Source organism: Parabacteroides timonensis (genome assembly GCF_900128505.1).
GTDB lineage: Bacteria > Bacteroidota > Bacteroidia > Bacteroidales > Tannerellaceae > Parabacteroides > Parabacteroides timonensis.
In genome coordinates this window covers 4283815-4302618 of record NZ_LT669941.1, presented here as the reverse complement: position 1 = coordinate 4302618, position 18804 = coordinate 4283815, and the positions used below count along the sequence as shown (strand labels likewise).

The following is an 18804-nucleotide window of genomic DNA, read 5'->3' as shown; positions in this document are numbered from 1 at the left end:
AATCAAAAAATATTAGGTATACATCGTTTTATATATTTATTTTTTCAGCCAAGCCATAAAAAGCAATCTTACTCAGCAAGATACAATAGAAAAACGCCCGAACCCGGTCTAAATTAACGCTTTTAGCATCGTAAACAGCCCTTTTCCATTAAAAACACTATCTTTGTAATATTGTTTTTCAAGACGGCTAGGAATTCATCTTCAGTGACAGTTTATGATAAAAAGGATCTCAACAATATTGTTAATAATAATAGCAGAACTATTCTCTGGTGTTTACCTTCGGGCGGAAACACACCGCAACCAGATAGATAGCTTGTCTAATGTCCTGCTAAATACAATTGAGCCATCCGAAAAACTGCCTGTATTGATCCACTTATCCAAACTCTTCTGGCAGAAACCGGAAGAGGTCTCTTACCTGAAAGAACTGATCGACTTATCTCTGCAACTTGATTCTTTAAACTATGCTTACGAAGGATATTCCGCATTATGCCGTTACTATTATAACGATTCTCAATTGGATAGCCTGATCTTCGTAAAAAATCAATTAGATTCTCTCTGTCGACAACATGCAGTAACACCACCGGTCTATTTCCAGGCCAGAATTCTATTATGTAAGTATTATCAGGGAATATTAAACTATGAGCTAGCTATCAGCGAGGCTTTCAAGCTATTGAACGATGCCAAAAAAGCACAGGATAATTATGGCCTGATGATGGCAAAACAAAGTATAGGATTTGCTTATCAAGCGATAGGCCGCAACAAAGATGCAGTAATTGCATACCGGGAAGGACTGGAATATTTACATCTGCTGAAGAATAATCCTACTTATGAAATACAGTACATATCAGAAATGCTCCCGTCATTTCTGGACGAAAATTTACTTATAGAATCCAAACAACTTCTGGACAGTTACAGCGATTTGTATCAGACAGTAAGTAAACTGTATAAAGCCAGAGGGATTCCTTATCGGTCAGTATGGCACCTTTGGCTGGTCAACAGTTATTATGCTGAACTATACATGAAAATGGGGCAACTCGATAAAGCCGGAAAGTATATCGAAAAAGCGGATAAATATGCAGCTAACTCAACAGTAGAAAATATGAAATACCCATATTACCGCATAAAAGCCTTGTATTGTTTTAAAAGTAAAGATTACAAAAGCGCACTCAAAGCAATCGATCAAGGATTAGCTGTCGAAGTTCAACCCAATTACCTGAAACTAAAAATAGATATCTTGCGGGCCGACGGGCAAAAAACAAAAGCCATAGCAACATACGAGAATTTGTTTTCTTTGGATACTCAGATTAGAAATGACGCTTTTAACCGCCAGATCGACCAACTTCGCCTGTTAAACGACCTGAATGATCAGAAACAACAAACGTTGGAGTTACAACGCCAGAATGATAAACTGATAATAAAACAACAACTAGTAAAGATGGGGATGGGAATCTCTCTCTTATTACTGATACTCATCACTTTACTGGTCTGCTATTCTCTGCATTCCAACAAATTGAAAAATGCCTTACAACGTGAAAAAGATTCATTAGTAAAGTTAGAGAAACAACTACGGATAGCCAAAGAGAATGCAGAAGAGGCAAATCGCCATAAGACAGCCTTTATCGCAAAGGTCAGCCATGAAATACGTACTCCGTTAAACGCAATTGTCGGTTTCTCCCTCTTATTAAGTGAAGATGATGATTTTTATTCGGAAGAAGAAAAGAAGGGATTTGCCGGCTTAATCAAAAGTAACTTCGAGTTGTTGATGAATATAGTAAACAACATACTCGATCTTTCCCTTCTGGAAGCCGGCAGACTCAAACCCAACATAAGTACTTATGATGCAATAGCCTGTTGCCGGGAAGTTATAGAAGAAACAAAGCATCTGGTACCTTCCGGAGTGAAACTCATATTTACTCCGCCTGTCGGGCAATATATTATAGAAACAGACAAACATCGTTTCAAACAAGTCCTAAAAAATCTATTAGGAAATGCATTCAAATTCACTCAGGAGGGAGAAATCACCCTCACATTCGAAATAGAGGAAGATAATCGTCAAGTCCGGTTGTCGGTAACAGATACCGGATGTGGGATACCGATTGAAAAGCAAGTACATATCTTCGATCGGTTTGAAAAGATAAATGAATTTGTTCAGGGAGCAGGCCTTGGACTGGCTATCTGCCAACGGATCTCCCAACTACTGAAAGGAAATCTATTTATAGACCCTACTTACACCAAAGGCGCCCGTTTCGTTTTTGTCCATCCGGTTGAACTTACTAACAAACAACAAGTATGAAGATGCGGTTTTCCTCCTTAAAATATGACTTCCCAATATGGAAAATAGGAGTGTTCATATTACTCTTTCCGATATCGGTTCCGGCAATTAAACAACACAATGCTGAGATCGACAGCCTTAAATATATTTTGTCGGAAAATCCGTGTCCGCAAAAGTCAATTCCGGTCTTATCCCGTCTTGCCAAACTACATGAGCAAAAACCGGAGCAAATCATCTATCTGAAAAAGCAATTGCAGGAAGCAGAGAAGATCGACTCCATCCAGGCCGTCTATGACGCTTTATCCGAGATATCCGTTTATTATTACAATTCAAAAAACGGAAGCGACAGTTTAGCCTATTGGACACGGGTGATCGACTCCATCACCCAAAAACGCAACGAATATCCTAACGTGTTATTCAGGACCAAATCGTTATATTGTCAGGATTTGCTATGGACAGGCCACTATGAGAAAGCAATGAACAATATAAACGATCTCTATCAGCTGGCTGTAGACAAAAAACAAAATTATGGGCTAATGCGCTCTTCAGAATGCCTCGGACAGATTTATCAGGCTATCCGCCGGGACAGCGATGCCGTTATGGCTTTTCAGGAAGGGCTTAATCGCTTAAAGCAACTAGGAGGAGATGAAGAAACCGAATTACGCCTGCTCTCTTATCAGATAGAATCGAGCCTGCGAACCGACATGCATGAAGAAACGACCAGAATGCTCACAGCATATAAAAAACTGATTGACCGCTTAGATGAATTGAATCGCACACAAGACAGTTTGTATGTCGTCAATCGCGAATACTGGCTACTCTATTCTTTTTATACCGACCTGTATCTGCAAGAGAATAAAATGGATAAAGCCAAAGAAGCGATTGACATGGCTACCCGTTTTGAAGGGAGCGAGTTCGTTGAAGGAGATTATGCCGGCAGAGTATATCAGGCTGTAAAATCCCGCTACTATGCCCAAACCGGCGATCTTTCATCAGCCTTATCCCATATCGATGAACTGTTGAAAGAAGAACGTTTGCCGGAAGTATTACAACTGAAAGCCGATATCCTGAAAAAACAAGGTAAACAGGATGAAATACTGGCACTCTACGATGAAATAAATACATATAATTCCAAAAGGAATGATGAAATGTTCCTTCGTCAGATAAACGAGTTGCGCACATTACATGATAAGAATTATGAGCTCACGCTGAAAGATAAAATGAAGAACACACAGAAGCAGATTACGCAAAAACAATTTCAGTTATTATTCTTCATTTTACTGATTATCATATTAATAGCAATCCTATACATCTTATATATTTACATCCGCCGGACACAGCGTTTAAAGAACGACTTGCTGAAAGAAAAAAACACATTGTTGAAATCAAAAGAGAAACTGATACTCGAGACAATGCGTGCCGACGAAGCCAGCCACATGAAAAGTTCATTCATCGCCGATATGAGCCATGAAATACGTACACCTCTAAACGCTATTGCCGGTTTCTCTGAATTGTTAATAGATGAAACGACCGACCCCAAAGAAAAAAAGGAATATTCGGCTATTATCCAAAATAATACGGATCTGATGCTGACCTTGATAAACGACGTACTCGATTTATCGAAAATGAAAACAGGAGATATGAGTTTCCACCTACAGATAATATCGTTGGAAGATTGTTGCCGAAAAGCACTCGACAGTATCCGTCAAGGTGTTCGTGAAGGAGTGGCACTGACATTTACTCCGGCTCCGGAACGCATCCTGGTCAATACGGATGCCATGCGCCTGCAACAACTAGTTACAAACTTCCTGACTAATGCGATTAAGTTTACCGAAAAGGGAGAAATCAACCTCGCCTACACACTGGAAGACGACAGGAAGCACGTGCGTATAGCAGTGACCGATACCGGAACAGGGGTTCCACCGGAAAAACAGGCTGAGATATTCAAACGCTTTGAAAAATTAGACGATTACAAATCAGGAACAGGGCTGGGACTATCTATATGCAGCTACATTGCCGAACACTTAAGCGGGCCGGATAATATATTTCTGGATACTTCCTATACTTCCGGCGCACGCTTTGTTTTTATTCATCCTTGTGAAACAGACGATCCTGTTAGCTGATCGGCGTCAACCTGATCGCTTCCAGTAATTTCTCCATATCCTGAGGGAAAACATCCCCGATATTACCGATACGGAAGGTGTCGGCATCCGAAATCTTTCCGGGATAGATAACAAAACCTTTCTGTTTCAAGGATTCATAGAATGCCTGAAAGTCGAAATCGGCATGGGGATACAGGAAAGAGGTAATGATAGGGCCTTGTGAGGCATCTGGTAATAAAGTCTTAAATCCCAGAGCACGCATGCCTTCCACCAAAGTACGGTGATTTTTCTTGTAGCGTTCATAACGGGCTGCAATGCCTCCTTCTTCATTCAGTTCTTTCATAGCCTGAAAGAAAGCATGAACCACATGTGTAGGAGAGGTAAAACGCCATTTGCCGCCACCTTTCTCCATCGCTTCCCATTGTGCATAAATATCGAGAGAAAGCGAACGGGCCACTCCTTTGCAAGCCATCAGTTTCTCTTTCTTTGCAATGATAAAGCCAAAGCCGGGAACACCCTGGATACACTTATTGGCACTGCTCACCAGGAAGTCGATATCCAGTTTCTTCATATCGATAGGAACGCCGCCGAAGCTACTCATGGCATCTACAATAAATGTAATACCCTTACCACGAATCACTTCTGCAACTTCTTCGATCGGATTCAATAAACCGGTAGTCGTTTCGCTATGTACCATCGACAGATGAGTAATACCAGGATTTTCTTCTAATGCACGGCGGGCTACTTCGCCCGTTATCAGTTCCGTTTCGTGCAGAGAGACCAATACATGGTCGATATGATAATACTCGGCAATCTGCGCCATACGTTTACCATAAGCACCGTTGGCCAGGATAAGTAATTTATCGGTGGGTTTCACTGCCGCTCCAATGGTTGCTTCCACACAATACGTTCCGCTTCCCTGCAACAGCACAGTGGTATATTCGTTCTCATCCAGTCCGGCGATAGCCAACAGGCCTTTACGGATCGGGGTTACAATTCCTTCGTTGTAATCTTTATCCCAGGTACACCAATCCTGCAACATGGCTTCGCGTACGGTTTGTGAAGTACTCAACGGGCCGGGTGTCAATAATAGATAGTTTCTCATTTTCAGTAAATATATTATGTCTTTGTCTTATCGGTTAATTTTCTCTATGCAAGCCGGAAGTTCGGTGATATTATCGAGTACGAAATGGGCACCGGCAGCCATCATCCGTTCGCGAACTTCGTGTTTCAGCGCAGCCAGTTCATCGGGGGTACGATGGTTATACTCTTCTTCCGTAATCCCCATCTCATTACTTCCGGTGATGACACCGATACTCCATACCTTGGCATTGACACCTTCCTTGATGTCGGCGATCGTATCCCCCACTTTAACGACATTATCGACAGAAGGGATAGCAAGGTCGATCATATTCTTATAGATCATATAAGGAGCAGGACGACCGGCAGGAAGATTGTCGGGTGTGACCAAATTATCTACCACATAACCTTTGGCTGCGGCACCGGGACGTACAACGTCCATCATTGCTTGCGTATAACCGGTAGTCGAACCGATCTTTACACCGTTTTCACGCAATTCTTTTATCGTATCCAATACGCCTGGTATAGGGGTCGTGAAGTTCGTTAGCGAAGCAAACAGGTGCTTTTCGAAGCTCTGGTACATCTCATTCACATCATCCATATTCCAGTCGCGGCCATAACGTGCACGGAATTTATCGTTCACCTCCGGCATATTCAAAATAGCTTTGATATGATCGATCTTAAGAAGTCCCATCGGCTCACGTGCCTGACGATAGGTAATATCTATTCCTTTTTCTTCGGAAAACACCTTCAGGAAGGCGTTCAACGGGGCGAAACATCCGAAATCGACAGCCGTTCCGGCCCAGTCCATAATAACACACGAAATCTTCTTCATAACTACTTATATATTATTTACATTATTATATTACTACTAGTCTATCTCTGTCAGGCAACAGTGATGGCATTCTGCGGAGTAGCTTCTATCGTCTCTTCCCGGGCGGCTGTCACACCTGTTTCCTTCCGGAAACGCTGGTGCAAATATACGAAGGAACAGACAAATGTGACACAGCAAAAGATACCTACATAACCCGCCAACCGGTTATAAAACACAGCCCAGTCGATATCGGGGTTACAGAATTCTTTCAGGACAAGCACCAATACCGTTCCGGTATATCCGAGGAAATCTGTCGTCACAATAAAGAAACCGACATTGCCACGAATCCTGAAACAGGCGATGAACCGATCGAAAAAAATAGTCTGGAAGGTCAGGTAGGCAATATACAGGCACAGACTCTGGATAAACAGCCATACGACAGGCGAAAGCTGCAACTGCTGCTGCCCGAAAGAGACGACTGTCATCACGATCATTCCCGTTATAATCAAACCGAACAATACCGAGAGAGCCTTCAGGTTATCTTTCACCAACACCATCAGACCAAATATTCCTAGGATAATCAAAGTCACCACACTGTCGATCTGGGCGAAAAGCCAGGGAGAATAGGCCGTTACATCGATGATATTCACCAGAAAGTCTTCCTTTATATCACGCAAAACAACAATCGCGATATTAGCCACAAAAAGCATACTCAGAAATGGCATAAAACTTTTGAACAGTTCCCAGCGCTGTTTACCGTTGAGAGTTTCGCGCTCAGACTTCATCGCTATATCTTCTTTGTTCGGTTCCGGTAGCTTGTTTAATGCCCAGCCGAGCAACAACAGAAGGGGAAGCGCCACCGTACCGATCAATGCCGGCATCCAGAATTCACTCACCTGAAAATGAGTCATGACATACAATCCGACAGACTTGGCCGTGCCGGAACTGATAACCATACTGACTCCCAACAGGCTTGCCAGGATATCCGTCACCCGCCGTCCTTCAATAAAACTGAATATCACTCCCCACATACAACCCAGCGACAAACCGTTGAGGAACATGGCCGCCACATTAAACGGAGTAGAAAGTAAGCCGAACAGGATCAGAGAAGCCTCAGCCAATAAAACAGAAGTCAGGATAAACTTGAAACGTTCTTCCGGTTTCAACTCGGAGATCAACTTGATACCGATAAACTTGGAGATCACATAACCCAGTATCTGGGAGATCGTCACCACTACCTTGTAATCCATATCGAAAAACTCCGCATTCTCAAAAGAGGCCGCAGTAAAAGGTTTGCGAAGTGCATAAACCAGTGAATAGGATAATAAAGCGGCTCCTCCGGCCCAAAGGATGAACAGGAAATCGGAAAGACGCTTCCGGGTAGTTTCGTTTATCTGCAAAAAGTAGTTCATATTCATGCTGTCATTTTGTTTTCGGCAGCAAAAGTATCCCTCCGATATTACAGGAGTATTACTGAATACATGAATCTATATTATTAATATATAATGGAATATCAATAAATTATAAAGAAACATTTATGTAACATTCATGTAACGGGAACGCAACACACAAGACGTTATTTTGTAGAAAATAACAGATGACAATATAAATATGAACGACTTTTCGGAACTCTATAAACGGATTGAATATCTAAGGAACAGCGGCGTAAAAATGAAAGAAATAGCCGATTGGGTCGGCATGGCTCCCAGCGTACTCTCGTCACTTTACACAACCGTCTTACCGGCCTATTTCGATGCAGCTAAGACAATGCCGCAGAACGAAGCACTCGACCAGGCACTATCACTAGTCAATAATGTATCTAAAAGACGTTTGCTTACCGGGTTGGAAGAAACCCTGATCCGCCTGGATGAGTTGGAACCGAACCAGCAACAGACACAAAAGGGAAATTCCTTTATCGAGTCGTTGAATGAAGAACTATCGCTTTCCGCACGGAGATTATCCAATATATGTGGACTGTACAATAGTTATAGCCTGTCTTCTTCTTCCGATTGTTTAAAATGTGAGCCGTTCATCATCGCGCTATCCGAAGATAAAGAGTATATCCGCATAGGCCGGCTCAATGCATACGGGGAAGTACAATGGGGAATCGGTGTAAATGGCGATCCGCAGAACTTTTACTGCCTGTTCAGCGAAAGCCCCGTTCCGCCGTTGATTCTGGTCACCGTTTACCTGCAAATCCCCATGTTCAGGAATCCCGGACAATTACGCGGATTATACCTCGGACTGGATTATAACCGGAATCCGGTAGCTCGCCGCATCGTCCTGATAAAAGAATCGGAAAGCACATCCACCGAAGATTTTCTGACGATGAAAGGCTGTCTGGTCGCCAAAGAGGATTTCACGCCTGAACAACAAACCTATTACGACTACACATGCCAGACAGGCGATTACATAAAAATGTGCACAGTCCCTTCCCTCCGTATGGATGAAAGCGACCTCATAAAAGAAAAGAAGATGCTGGCACTTTAGCCGGTATCTTCTCTTCATCTAAAATTAGTTTCACCCGGAAGAAACTTTTATTTCACTTAGGAGAAACTTTTGTTCCATCTGCAAGAAACTTTTGTTTCACCCAATTATTCTTTCTGAAACTTACGACTCACCTTGATCAGGTTAGCAGTAAACGAAACCACATTCTGCGCTTCCTGCACCATATTCAGATAGACCATGCTGACCTTCGTGCTGCCGCTTTGTCCCTGGATACGTTTCAATTCACCTTTCTTCAGGGCTGTAAGCTGGGAAGTCAGTGCCACGGATTCGGCCACCACATCGTCCAGGCGATGATAATCGTTCTTTTCGATCATAGAAGCACAACGGTTGAGGTAAGCCACGATACTTGTCGTCATCTTGCCGAAATCTTCTTTCTGCACATCGCTCAACGGACTGAAGTTGTTGTCGACATGCTCCTTGCTCGGTTCTGTCAGACGACGGATACTGAATATAATCTCACTGGCGAAATCGTTACCCTGATAATAATACAATCCCTTTTCTACCGCAATATCATGTTCCAGGTGAGTAACCCCCAACGTTCCGACACGTTTTACCTGTTTCAGATGGATCTTCTTCTCCTCTACTTCATTCAATACTTTGCGCAATTCGCGAAGGTTCTCGTTCATAAAACCATGAACCGATCTATCCAGCGAGTCTGCTGCAAAAGTTAATACAGAGGTCAATTCATCACGGCTATGTTCGCGGAACAAAGAGAGTGCTTCATGGCTGTCTGTCGTATCGCGCAATTTAGCCACAGTAGTATTCACTTCTTCTTTCAACGCCTCTTTCTTTAATTTCTTCTTATAAGCCATCTGACTGCGGATCAACATATAAACAGCCAGCCCGACCATGGCAGCCATCGCTGCAATGCCTCCGAAATAAATAACCATAGCGACCAGGAAACAGATAGTAAACGCAGCACCGGCAGTAATAAACCATCCACCGATAACGGACAATACACCTGTGATACGATAAACTGCGCTTTCACGTCCCCAGGCACGGTCGGCCAACGAACTACCCATTGCGACCATGAAAGCGACATAAGTAGTGGAAAGCGGCAACTTCAATGAAGTACCAAGGGCAATCAACAGACCCGAAAGAACCACATTGACCGAAGCACGTACCAGGTCGAAACTTGCTCTATCTTCAAGTATAATCTCATCATTATTAAAACGACTGTCGATCCAATCCTTTACCCGGGGAGGAACTACACTCAGAATTGTACTGGATGCATTGTTGCAGGTACGTACCAACATTCGTGCTACCGGAGAAGTACCGAAATTCTCATTCCCATCCGACTGGCGCGACAGGTCCAGTGAAGTTTTCACTACGCTATGAGCCTTCTTGGATGTGGCTAATGCTATTACCATCACCAAACCGGAGCCTACCAGGAAATACCAGGGTGTCTGCGCCGGAGCCAACAACGATCCCATCAGGAAGGTATCCGTGGTGGTGGTTCCACCTTGTGCCATCAAATCTATATAAGAGGAATAACCTACGAGCGGCACGCCGATAAAGTTCACGAGGTCGTTACCGGCAAAAGCCAAAGCCAGGGCAAACGTACCCATCAGGACAATTACTTTAAAGACATTCACCTTCAACCAGTGAAGTACCTGCATCAGGATCGTGAAAAAGATAAATGCCCCCCATACCACTTTATCGGTATTACTATATATAAGTGTTTTCAGTTCGCCGTCCATAAAGGAACTCTCTTTCAATCCTTTTATCAACATAAAATAAATGATTGAAGTAGCTGCAAGACCACCGAACAATGCAATAAAGTATTTCGTATGTTTCTTATAATTAAAGGTAAAGATCAAACGCGACAGATACTGCACCACCGATCCGAAGAAAAAAGCAATGGCCACCGAAAGGAATATAGCCAGGATCACGGTAAATGCTTTATCTGTATTCAACAAGTCTCCCAATTGTAAAGCTCCGTCGGAATGAGCGATCTTAACCAGTGCAATAGCGACTGTTCCTCCCAGTAATTCAAAGACCAATGATACCGTAGTGGATGTCGGCATCCCCAGTGAATTGAATATATCCAATAACACGACATCCGTTAGCATAACGGCCAGCAGGATACACATAATCTCGGAGAAAAAGAAATGTTGCGGTTGATAAATCCCATGCCGGGCAATATCCATCATACCGTTTGACAAGGAGGCGCCGACAAATATACCTATCGCGGCAATTACCATAATAACTTTAAAAGAAGCGGCCCTCGAACCGATTGCAGAATTAAGAAAGTTTACTGCGTCATTACTGACTCCCACCGACAGGTCAAATACCGCCAGTACAAAAAGAAAAATTACGAGGAACAGATAGAATGTTTCCATAATTGATTGTTACATATTCGACTACAAAGGTCTGAAACAAATATTTCACATGTGTTACACGGATGTTACAAACATGTTACAACTGTTAAATCGCCCTTAATATTAAAACAAGCTTAAGAAAATAAAGTTATCCCACTAAGGGTTTTTCTTTCCGGCTGCGACTATATTAATAGAATTGTTAACTTTACACCTATTGAACGATCATAAAGAAGATATACTACAATGGATCTGTGAGATGGCATTAACCGATTCGCAGACAGCACTTAAATCGTTATATCTAGTCTATTTTCAAAGGCTGATGCGATTTACAAAGCTTTATGTATCCTCTACTGCTGATGCTGAAGAAATTGTATCCGATACTTTTTTGGTTATCTGGAATAACAGAAAATCTTTATTAAAGATAACCAACTTCGAGGCATACATTTATTCTATTGCCAGACATAAAGCCATCAGTTACTATCGTTCCAGGCACATGGAGCAAATAGAGTTGAATGAAATTTCAGTAGATCTTTTTATCCACACAGAAACAACCCCGGAAGACGATTTGATCTCGAAAGAAAGGATCAACCAACTAAATAAAGCCATCGACGCCCTTCCCGCTAAGTGTAAAATGGCATTTAAACTGGTACGGGAAGATAAACTTAAATATAAAGAAGTTGCAACCATACTGGATATTTCTGTAAAAACACTCGAAGCGCATCTGGCAAATGCGATAAAAAAACTACGTGAATCCCTGACTTCGGAACAATAAACAAAAACTTATACAAAGCATCCGGACTCTCGTATTGCGAAACACCCCGTATCGTGGTGTAGCTTATTTCAAAACAGCAGAACATGCAATACGTAACTTTACCGATCAAAGAGAAATGTATCAAAATTTGAAATGAAATTTGCCTGATTGTCGGCAAAAATTGATTGGTTTATGAAACAAATCATACTGGCAAATAGTATACATTTGTTTCTGAAAACTTATTGGGAAATAAGGGGGTCGGTTAAGTAAGAGAGGGAAATGCCTGGAGTCAAATCCAGACTTTCCCTTTCGTTGTTTTTTATATCTTCCATAAAGTCATATTTTTTCTTCTCACCAGTAGGGGTATTTATAAATCTTCTGTCTTATTAGTAAAGATGCAATTTAAGTTTCTAACCAATATCTTTACAATATCACTTCGATTTTTCCATTTTTTTCGTTCCTTTACGGTGTTAACACTGTAAAGGAACACTTTTTTCATAAGACACGTAACAACCCTGCTTCAGATCTCGGCATTAGGAAAATGTGGGATTAACATGATGCAACTGCGGTTACAGGTTCGGTTCTAACTCATTATTCCCTTATATTTTTTGCACTCTTTCTAGGGGTTTTTCTTACATGCTGCGACTATAATTATAGAATCAATGATAGCATGGAGAATAAAACAGATCATATTATTGCTAAAGTTCTGAATGACGAAGCATCTTCAGAAGATATTCTGTATCTGAGCCAATGGCTGAATGAAGATGAGAAAAACCAGAAAGAATTCTGTGAACTGAGAAGTTACTGGAATGCGGATGTAAATATCCGGAATGAAATATCCCCTATCTTATCAGTAGACAAACTACAACAAAAAATCAATAACCAAACCAAACACCCTCAGAAAAGACAGACATTAAAATATATGCTCCCGATAGCTGCCGCAATAACATTATTTGTAGCTCTTGCAATAAATCTATGGTTAATAAAAGAACGGAAGCAACCTTGTGAATACTACACATATCTGACCAGCGAAAGTACCGCCAACCTGACAATGGATGATGGAACAAAAATTACCTTGAATAAAAACAGCCGCCTGACCTATTCCAGTGAATATGGAATAGAAAACCGTTCCGTCAAACTTATCGGAGAAGCTTTTTTCGATGTAGAAAAGGATTCTATAAAACCTTTCAAGATAGAAATAGGAAATGCCTCTGTTACTGTTTTAGGAACAACTTTCAATATCAAGGCGGAAGAATCGTCCAATAAAATCACAGCAACTTTAATAAAAGGTTCCATCCAATTTCATGCGGCGGAACAAAATCTCATTCTGAAACCGGGACAACAACTAACATTCCTCCAGAATTCGAATCATATTAGTGTAGAGCAGGTCGATACAGACATATTTACATCCTGGACCACCGGATTGCTGAAATATAAATCGATCCCATTCGTAAAACTTATATCCGAATTAAAAACGAAATACCAGGTAGAGATCAACATCAGCAATAAGCGCCTGACCAATCCGGATATTGTTGTTTCAGGAACTTTCAGCGAAAATCAGAATATCGGAGAAATACTGACGGTGATCTCGAAAAGCCTGCCATTCCGTTGGGAAAAGAAAGACGATAAATATATTATCAAATAAGTTTTCAACCTTAAAAATAATGCCTATGGAACAAAAGAAAGAACATAGTTAACCTAAAAAAACCGGCCATACAAAGTATAACCGGTTCTATTTTCAAAATTAACATTGCATTACTACTCCGCGACCAAACATTGTGGCAATGCATATTATTAATCTTCAATCAATACAAAAATATGGAAAATGTTTCGTATTACAAGTCTTTCCTTTCCAAAGACTTAAAAAAAATCTTTGCAATTATGAGAATCACTGTCCTTTTGTTGTTTACAGTTATGCTTCAGGTGATAGCTGCAGAGGCAGCCTATTCACAATCGGCTAAATTGTCGGTAAAAGCCAATCAAATGTCGCTCACCGATCTTTTCGCACAAATAGAGAAGCAAAGTGAATTTCTGTTCTTTTACGTCGATAAAGAGGTAAACAATATCAACGTAAATGTGAAAGCATCCAATAAGCCGATAGAGGAAATCCTCTCGAACGCTCTAAAAGGTACCGGACTTACTTATGTTATTAACGACCGGAATATCAACATCATCAAAAGAAGTAATATTCAGCAGCAACAACAACAATCCAAGAAGAGAATAACAGGAACTGTTGTCGATCAAACCGGTATGCCTATCATCGGAGCTAATGTTGTAGAAAATGGCACTTCTAACGGAACTGTTACTGACTTCGAAGGGAATTTCTCACTGGAATTGTCGGAGAATGCGACTATACAAATCAGTTATATCGGCTACAACTCACAGTTCATCCCGGTAAAAGGCTCTTCCACCTTTAACATACAACTGGAAGAAGATACAGAAGCATTGGATGAAGTAGTCGTCGTAGGATACGGTGTACAGAAAAAAGTATCTGTTACAGGATCATTGGCTACGACAGCCGGTAGCGACCTGGCCAAAGTTCCAACACCGAACGTCACAAACACACTGGCCGGACGTATGCCGGGACTTGTTTCCTACAATCGTAGCGGTGAGCCGGGTTACGACGATGCCAAGTTACTGATCAGGGGTGCCAGCACAACCGGCGATTCTTCTCCCCTGGTTGTTGTAGACGGAGTAGCCGACCGTGCCGGAGGTTTCAACCGTATCGACCCGAACGACATCGAAAGCATCACGATCCTGAAAGATGCTTCGGCTGCCATTTACGGATCACGGGCAGCAAACGGTGTAATTCTGGTAACCACCAAACGCGGTAAAGAAGAAAAAGTAACTATTAACTACAATGGAAATGTAGGTATAAGCTCACCGACTATTCTTCCGAAAATGGCTTCATCCGCCGAATATGCCGAATTACTGAACGAGATCAATCCGAATACCTATTCAGCCGAACAGATCCAGAAGTTCAGGGATGGTAGCGACCCGATCAATTATCCGAACATCAATGCATTCGATCTATTGACACGCCAGGCATTACAGACACAACACAATGTGTCTATTTCGGGTGGCAGCAAAATCGTAAACTTCTACGCTTCTTTAGGTTATCAGTATCAGGATAACTATTACAAAAACAGTGCAAGTAATTACAACCAGTATAATCTGCGTTCAAACCTGGATATAACACCGCACAAGAATGTAAAAATCGGATTGAACGTCGCATTCCGCCAGGAAGACCGTAACTCACCTATTTACGGTTCGCAAGACATCTGGCGTTACATGATCAAATACAACCCGATGGTCAATATCTGGTGGCCGGGAACCGATTACGGTAATAACGCTTCCAAACAGGATAACTTCGCTCCGGCAACAGGCCTCGACAATTCAATGGGATACACGAAGGATAAAAATTCATATCTGAACAGTGACATTACCCTCCACCTGGATCTGCCTTGGATCACAGAAGGTTTATCCATCGATGCCGGTGCATATATCGACCGTAGCGATACTTTCTGGAAACAGTTCCAGCATAAGTACGACCTGTATAATTATGACCAGGCCACGAACGAATATACAGCCGTACAACAAGGCTCGAATATCCTGAACCAGAACATGACACAAACATTAGGTATCACCCTGAATGCCCGGTTGAACTACGCACGTGTATTTAACGATATCCACAACCTGAATGTTTTTGTAGCATACGAACAATACAAGAGCCGTTACGACAAGATGGAAGGACGCAGGCAGGATTTTATCTCAACCTCTATCGATGAATTATTTGCCGGCGACAGCAACAGCCAGACCAATAACGGTACCGCTTCCGAGACAGCCCGCATGAACTATTTCGGACGTGTCGACTATGGTTTGATGGATCGTTATCTGTTCCAGTTCAACTGGCGCTATGATGGTTCTGAAAACTTCCCTTCCGGCAATCGTTTCGGTTTCTTCCCAGGTGTATCGGTAGGTTGGAGAATCTCTGAAGAAGATTTCTGGAAAAACAACATATCCTGGATGGATTATTTCAAGGTTCGTGCTTCCTGGGGACAGATGGGTAACGATAAAGTAGATCCGTTCCAGTATATGACTGCTTACATTTTCGACAACCCCGGTATCTTCGGTAACGGCATTCAAAATGGTGTATGGCTGAATCGTACGGCAAACCCGAACATCACCTGGGAAGTTGCCAACACTTACAATATCGGAATCGAGGCGAAGTTCCTGAATAACTTCAACTTCGAAATGGACTTCTTCAAAACGAAACGTAACAACATTCTGGCCACCCGTAATGCAGCTATCCCCGATTATGCAGGTTTGACATTGCCGGACGAAAATATCGGAGAATGCTCTAATATCGGTACGGAATTAATGCTAGGCTACACCAAGCAATTGAATAAAGACTGGCACCTGAACCTGAGCGGAAACTTCACATACAACCGCAGCAAGATCGATTTCATCGATGAACCGTCTACCACTCTCGAATGGCAACGTCGTACCGGATTATCGATCGGAACGAACGGAGATCGTTATCTGATGTATCAGGCAGACGGTATTTTCCGTACGCAGGAAGAACTGGATGCTTATCCTCACCTGTCGAATGCACGTGTAGGCGATGTACGCTTCGTCGATATAAACGACGATGGCGTGATAGATGGCTCCGACAAGGTTCGTCAGGATAAACCGTCGGTACCCCGTATCATGTACGGTATCAACCTAGGCGTAAATTACAAAGACTGGAGCCTGAATATGTTATTCCAGGGAGCTGCACAGGTTTGGCAATATACCTTTATGGAAGCCGGTACGATCGGAAACTTCACAAAAGATTTCTATGACAACCGCTGGACAGAAGATAACATCGCAGCTAAATACCCTCGTACTTATAATAGAGACGCAACAGTAACAGGCGGTGGTAACTTCCGTAACTCATTCTGGTTGAATAACGCATCTTACCTGCGTCTGAAAAGTGTTGAATTATCTTATACATTGCCACGGCAACTGCTGAACAAAACTCCGCTAAGTAACGTACGTTTCTCTCTGAGCGGTTACAATCTTCTGACCATCACAGGCATTAAGAATATCGACCCGGAAACAGAAGATAACGATCAAGGTTGGGCAGCCTGGAACACTCCACAGTCTAAGGTATTTAATTTCGGCGTGAACGTAACATTTTAATAACTAAGTATTATGAAAACATATATAAAATATATCATAGCAGGATTATTCTGTACCTCTTTATTCCCTTCCTGTACAGACATTCTGGATAAAAAACCATTGACAGAGATTTCAGAGAACGACTTATGGAGCGACCCGGCCCTGGTGGAAGGTTTCGTTAATTCGCGTTACAACCAGGTTGGACACGGATGGACCGAATCGATGCAGAGTTCAGCCGTAGACGAAACAGAACTAACCTGGTTGCGTGGTTGCGAAGTAATCAACTTCGCACGTGTAAGCCCAACCGACCTCGGACGTATGAACGGCGCCTGGTGGGGCTGGGATAACCGGGCATGGGCTACCAAATGGGCTAATATCTCCAATTGTAATATCTTTTTTGAACGTATAGAAGAAGTACCCTTCACTGATGAGGAAGTACGCGACCGCCTGAAAGGTGAAGTACGTTTCATCCGCGCATTGGAATACAATGACCTGGTAACCCGCTGGGGGGCTATGCCACTTATCACCAAAAGTTTCACACTGAATGATGTAGATGAGATCCTGACTCTCAAACGTGCTACTTATAAAGAGTGTGTCGACTTTATGATCGACGAACTGACTCAGGCGGCAGAAGAACTACCGGCTTCTTATAGCGGGGACAATTACGGACGTGCAACCAGTGTTGCCGCCCTGGCTCTCAAATCACGTATTCTATTATATGCTGCCAGCCCGCTAATGAACGAAAATGTAAAACTGGAGCAAGTCGGATATACCTCACCTGATCCCGACCGTTGGAAAAAAGCAGCAGACGCAGCCCAGGCTGCTATCGATGCAGCTTTAGCCGGAGGTTATGCATTATTCAATAATTATTCCGACCTGTCTGAAAACTATCAGAATATATTCCTCGATGCGACATCTTCCAATAAAGAGGTCTTGTTTGCCCGTATGGGAACTACCAGTAGTTTAGGAGAAAACCTGTCCAGTCTCGAACAATATAATTTCCCGAATGGTTTCGGCGGTTGGGGTGGCAACTGTCCGCTTCAGGAACTGGTCGACGATTACGAATTCCAGGACGGAACAGACTTCGACTGGAACAATCCTCAACATGCCGCTGCACCTTACGAAAACCGCGATCCACGCTTTTACGCCTCTATTTTGTACGATGGCGCACCATTTAAAGAACGTACATTGGAAACTTACTGGGATGTAGATGCCAGTGGTAACGAAGCCGGTACAGGAGGCAAAGACTCCAAGTTCGGAGTAGAGAACTGGAACACTTCTATGACGGGTTATAACCTGAAAAAGTTCATCGACGAAACCTATGTCGGCAACTCCTGGAATTTCACCAACAAAAAGAACTGGATTTGGTTACGCCTGGGTGAACAATATCTGAACCTGGCAGAAGCTTTATATCATATAGGCAATGAGGCCGGAGCACGTGAAGCGGTAAATACGATCCGCGAACGAGTAAATATGCCGGACATCACCTCTTCATGTACACAATTACTGGAGGATATCAAGCATGAACGCCGTATCGAACTGGCCTTCGAAGAACATCGCTATTTCGATGTACGCCGTTGGAAAGAAGGTCCTAAATACCTGGGGCGTACGGTACATGCCGTTACCATCAAGAAATATCCCGACGGACATAAGACCTATGCAGTCAGTCCGTTAAGAAGCGACGTAGGCGGCGACCGCCTGTTCGATGAAAAGATGTATTGGTTACCGATCATGAAGTCGGAAATCGATAAAAACCCGAATCTCGTACAAAATCCGGGATACTAATTTTTTAT

The 18804-nt window shown here is 42.6% G+C and carries 11 protein-coding genes; 7 read left to right on the top strand and 4 right to left on the bottom strand.

Annotation, left to right across the window (positions count from 1 at the left end):
• Positions 1 to 238: 238 nt before the first annotated feature.
• The gene (locus BQ7394_RS24525; protein ID WP_161951815.1) at positions 239 to 2293 is read left to right on the top strand and encodes a sensor histidine kinase; all 2055 of its coding nucleotides are present in this window, start codon (positions 239 to 241) and stop codon (positions 2291 to 2293) included.
• Positions 2290 to 4395, top strand: coding sequence for a sensor histidine kinase (locus tag BQ7394_RS24520; RefSeq protein ID WP_087880621.1), 2106 nt, complete (start codon positions 2290 to 2292; stop codon positions 4393 to 4395). Before BQ7394_RS24525 ends, BQ7394_RS24520 begins: the two co-directional genes overlap by 4 nt.
• Here BQ7394_RS24520 and phnW read toward each other — a convergent pair.
• From phnW to BQ7394_RS24505, 3 genes are read right to left on the bottom strand one after another with little or no spacing between them, the layout of a single operon-like run.
• Complete coding sequence (gene phnW, locus BQ7394_RS24515) at positions 4388 to 5479, bottom strand: 2-aminoethylphosphonate--pyruvate transaminase (RefSeq protein ID WP_075559789.1); 1092 nt, start codon at positions 5477 to 5479, stop codon at positions 4388 to 4390. The two genes, BQ7394_RS24520 and phnW, sit on opposite strands and share 8 nt — an antisense overlap.
• 27 nt (positions 5480 to 5506) lie before the next feature.
• Positions 5507 to 6289 carry a phosphonoacetaldehyde hydrolase gene (phnX, locus tag BQ7394_RS24510; RefSeq protein ID WP_075559788.1) on the bottom strand — a complete coding sequence of 261 codons (783 nt, stop codon included), beginning with the start codon at positions 6287 to 6289 and terminating at the stop codon, positions 5507 to 5509.
• 50 nt (positions 6290 to 6339) lie between these two features.
• On the bottom strand, positions 6340 to 7680 hold the full coding sequence (locus BQ7394_RS24505) for a DUF5690 family protein (RefSeq protein WP_075560231.1): 1341 nt from the start codon (positions 7678 to 7680) through the stop codon (positions 6340 to 6342).
• A gap of 199 nt (positions 7681 to 7879) precedes the next feature.
• On the opposite strand from BQ7394_RS24505, the gene BQ7394_RS24500 reads away from it, so the two are divergent.
• Positions 7880 to 8758, top strand: a complete 879-nt coding sequence (locus BQ7394_RS24500; RefSeq protein WP_075559787.1) for a hypothetical protein — start codon at positions 7880 to 7882, stop codon at positions 8756 to 8758.
• Between the two features lie 104 nt (positions 8759 to 8862).
• On the opposite strand, the gene BQ7394_RS24495 is transcribed toward BQ7394_RS24500, so the two are convergent.
• Entirely contained in the window at positions 8863 to 11118 is a 2256-nt protein-coding gene (locus BQ7394_RS24495; protein ID WP_075559786.1) for an inorganic phosphate transporter, read from the bottom strand.
• A gap of 235 nt (positions 11119 to 11353) precedes the next feature.
• On the opposite strand from BQ7394_RS24495, the gene BQ7394_RS24490 reads away from it, so the two are divergent.
• The 4 genes from BQ7394_RS24490 (at position 11354) to BQ7394_RS24475 (ending at position 18796) form a co-directional block, all read left to right on the top strand.
• Positions 11354 to 11869: an RNA polymerase sigma-70 factor gene (locus BQ7394_RS24490; protein ID WP_394333720.1), complete on the top strand. Its 516-nt coding sequence runs from the start codon at positions 11354 to 11356 to the stop codon at positions 11867 to 11869.
• Between the two features lie 649 nt (positions 11870 to 12518).
• Entirely contained in the window at positions 12519 to 13493 is a 975-nt protein-coding gene (locus tag BQ7394_RS24485; RefSeq protein ID WP_075559784.1) for a FecR family protein, read from the top strand.
• Between the two features lie 236 nt (positions 13494 to 13729).
• The gene (locus tag BQ7394_RS24480; protein ID WP_075560230.1) at positions 13730 to 17032 is read left to right on the top strand and encodes a SusC/RagA family TonB-linked outer membrane protein; all 3303 of its coding nucleotides are present in this window, start codon (positions 13730 to 13732) and stop codon (positions 17030 to 17032) included.
• Between the two features lie 12 nt (positions 17033 to 17044).
• Positions 17045 to 18796, top strand: coding sequence for a RagB/SusD family nutrient uptake outer membrane protein (locus BQ7394_RS24475; RefSeq protein WP_075559783.1), 1752 nt, complete (start codon positions 17045 to 17047; stop codon positions 18794 to 18796).
• Positions 18797 to 18804 lie beyond the last annotated feature (8 nt).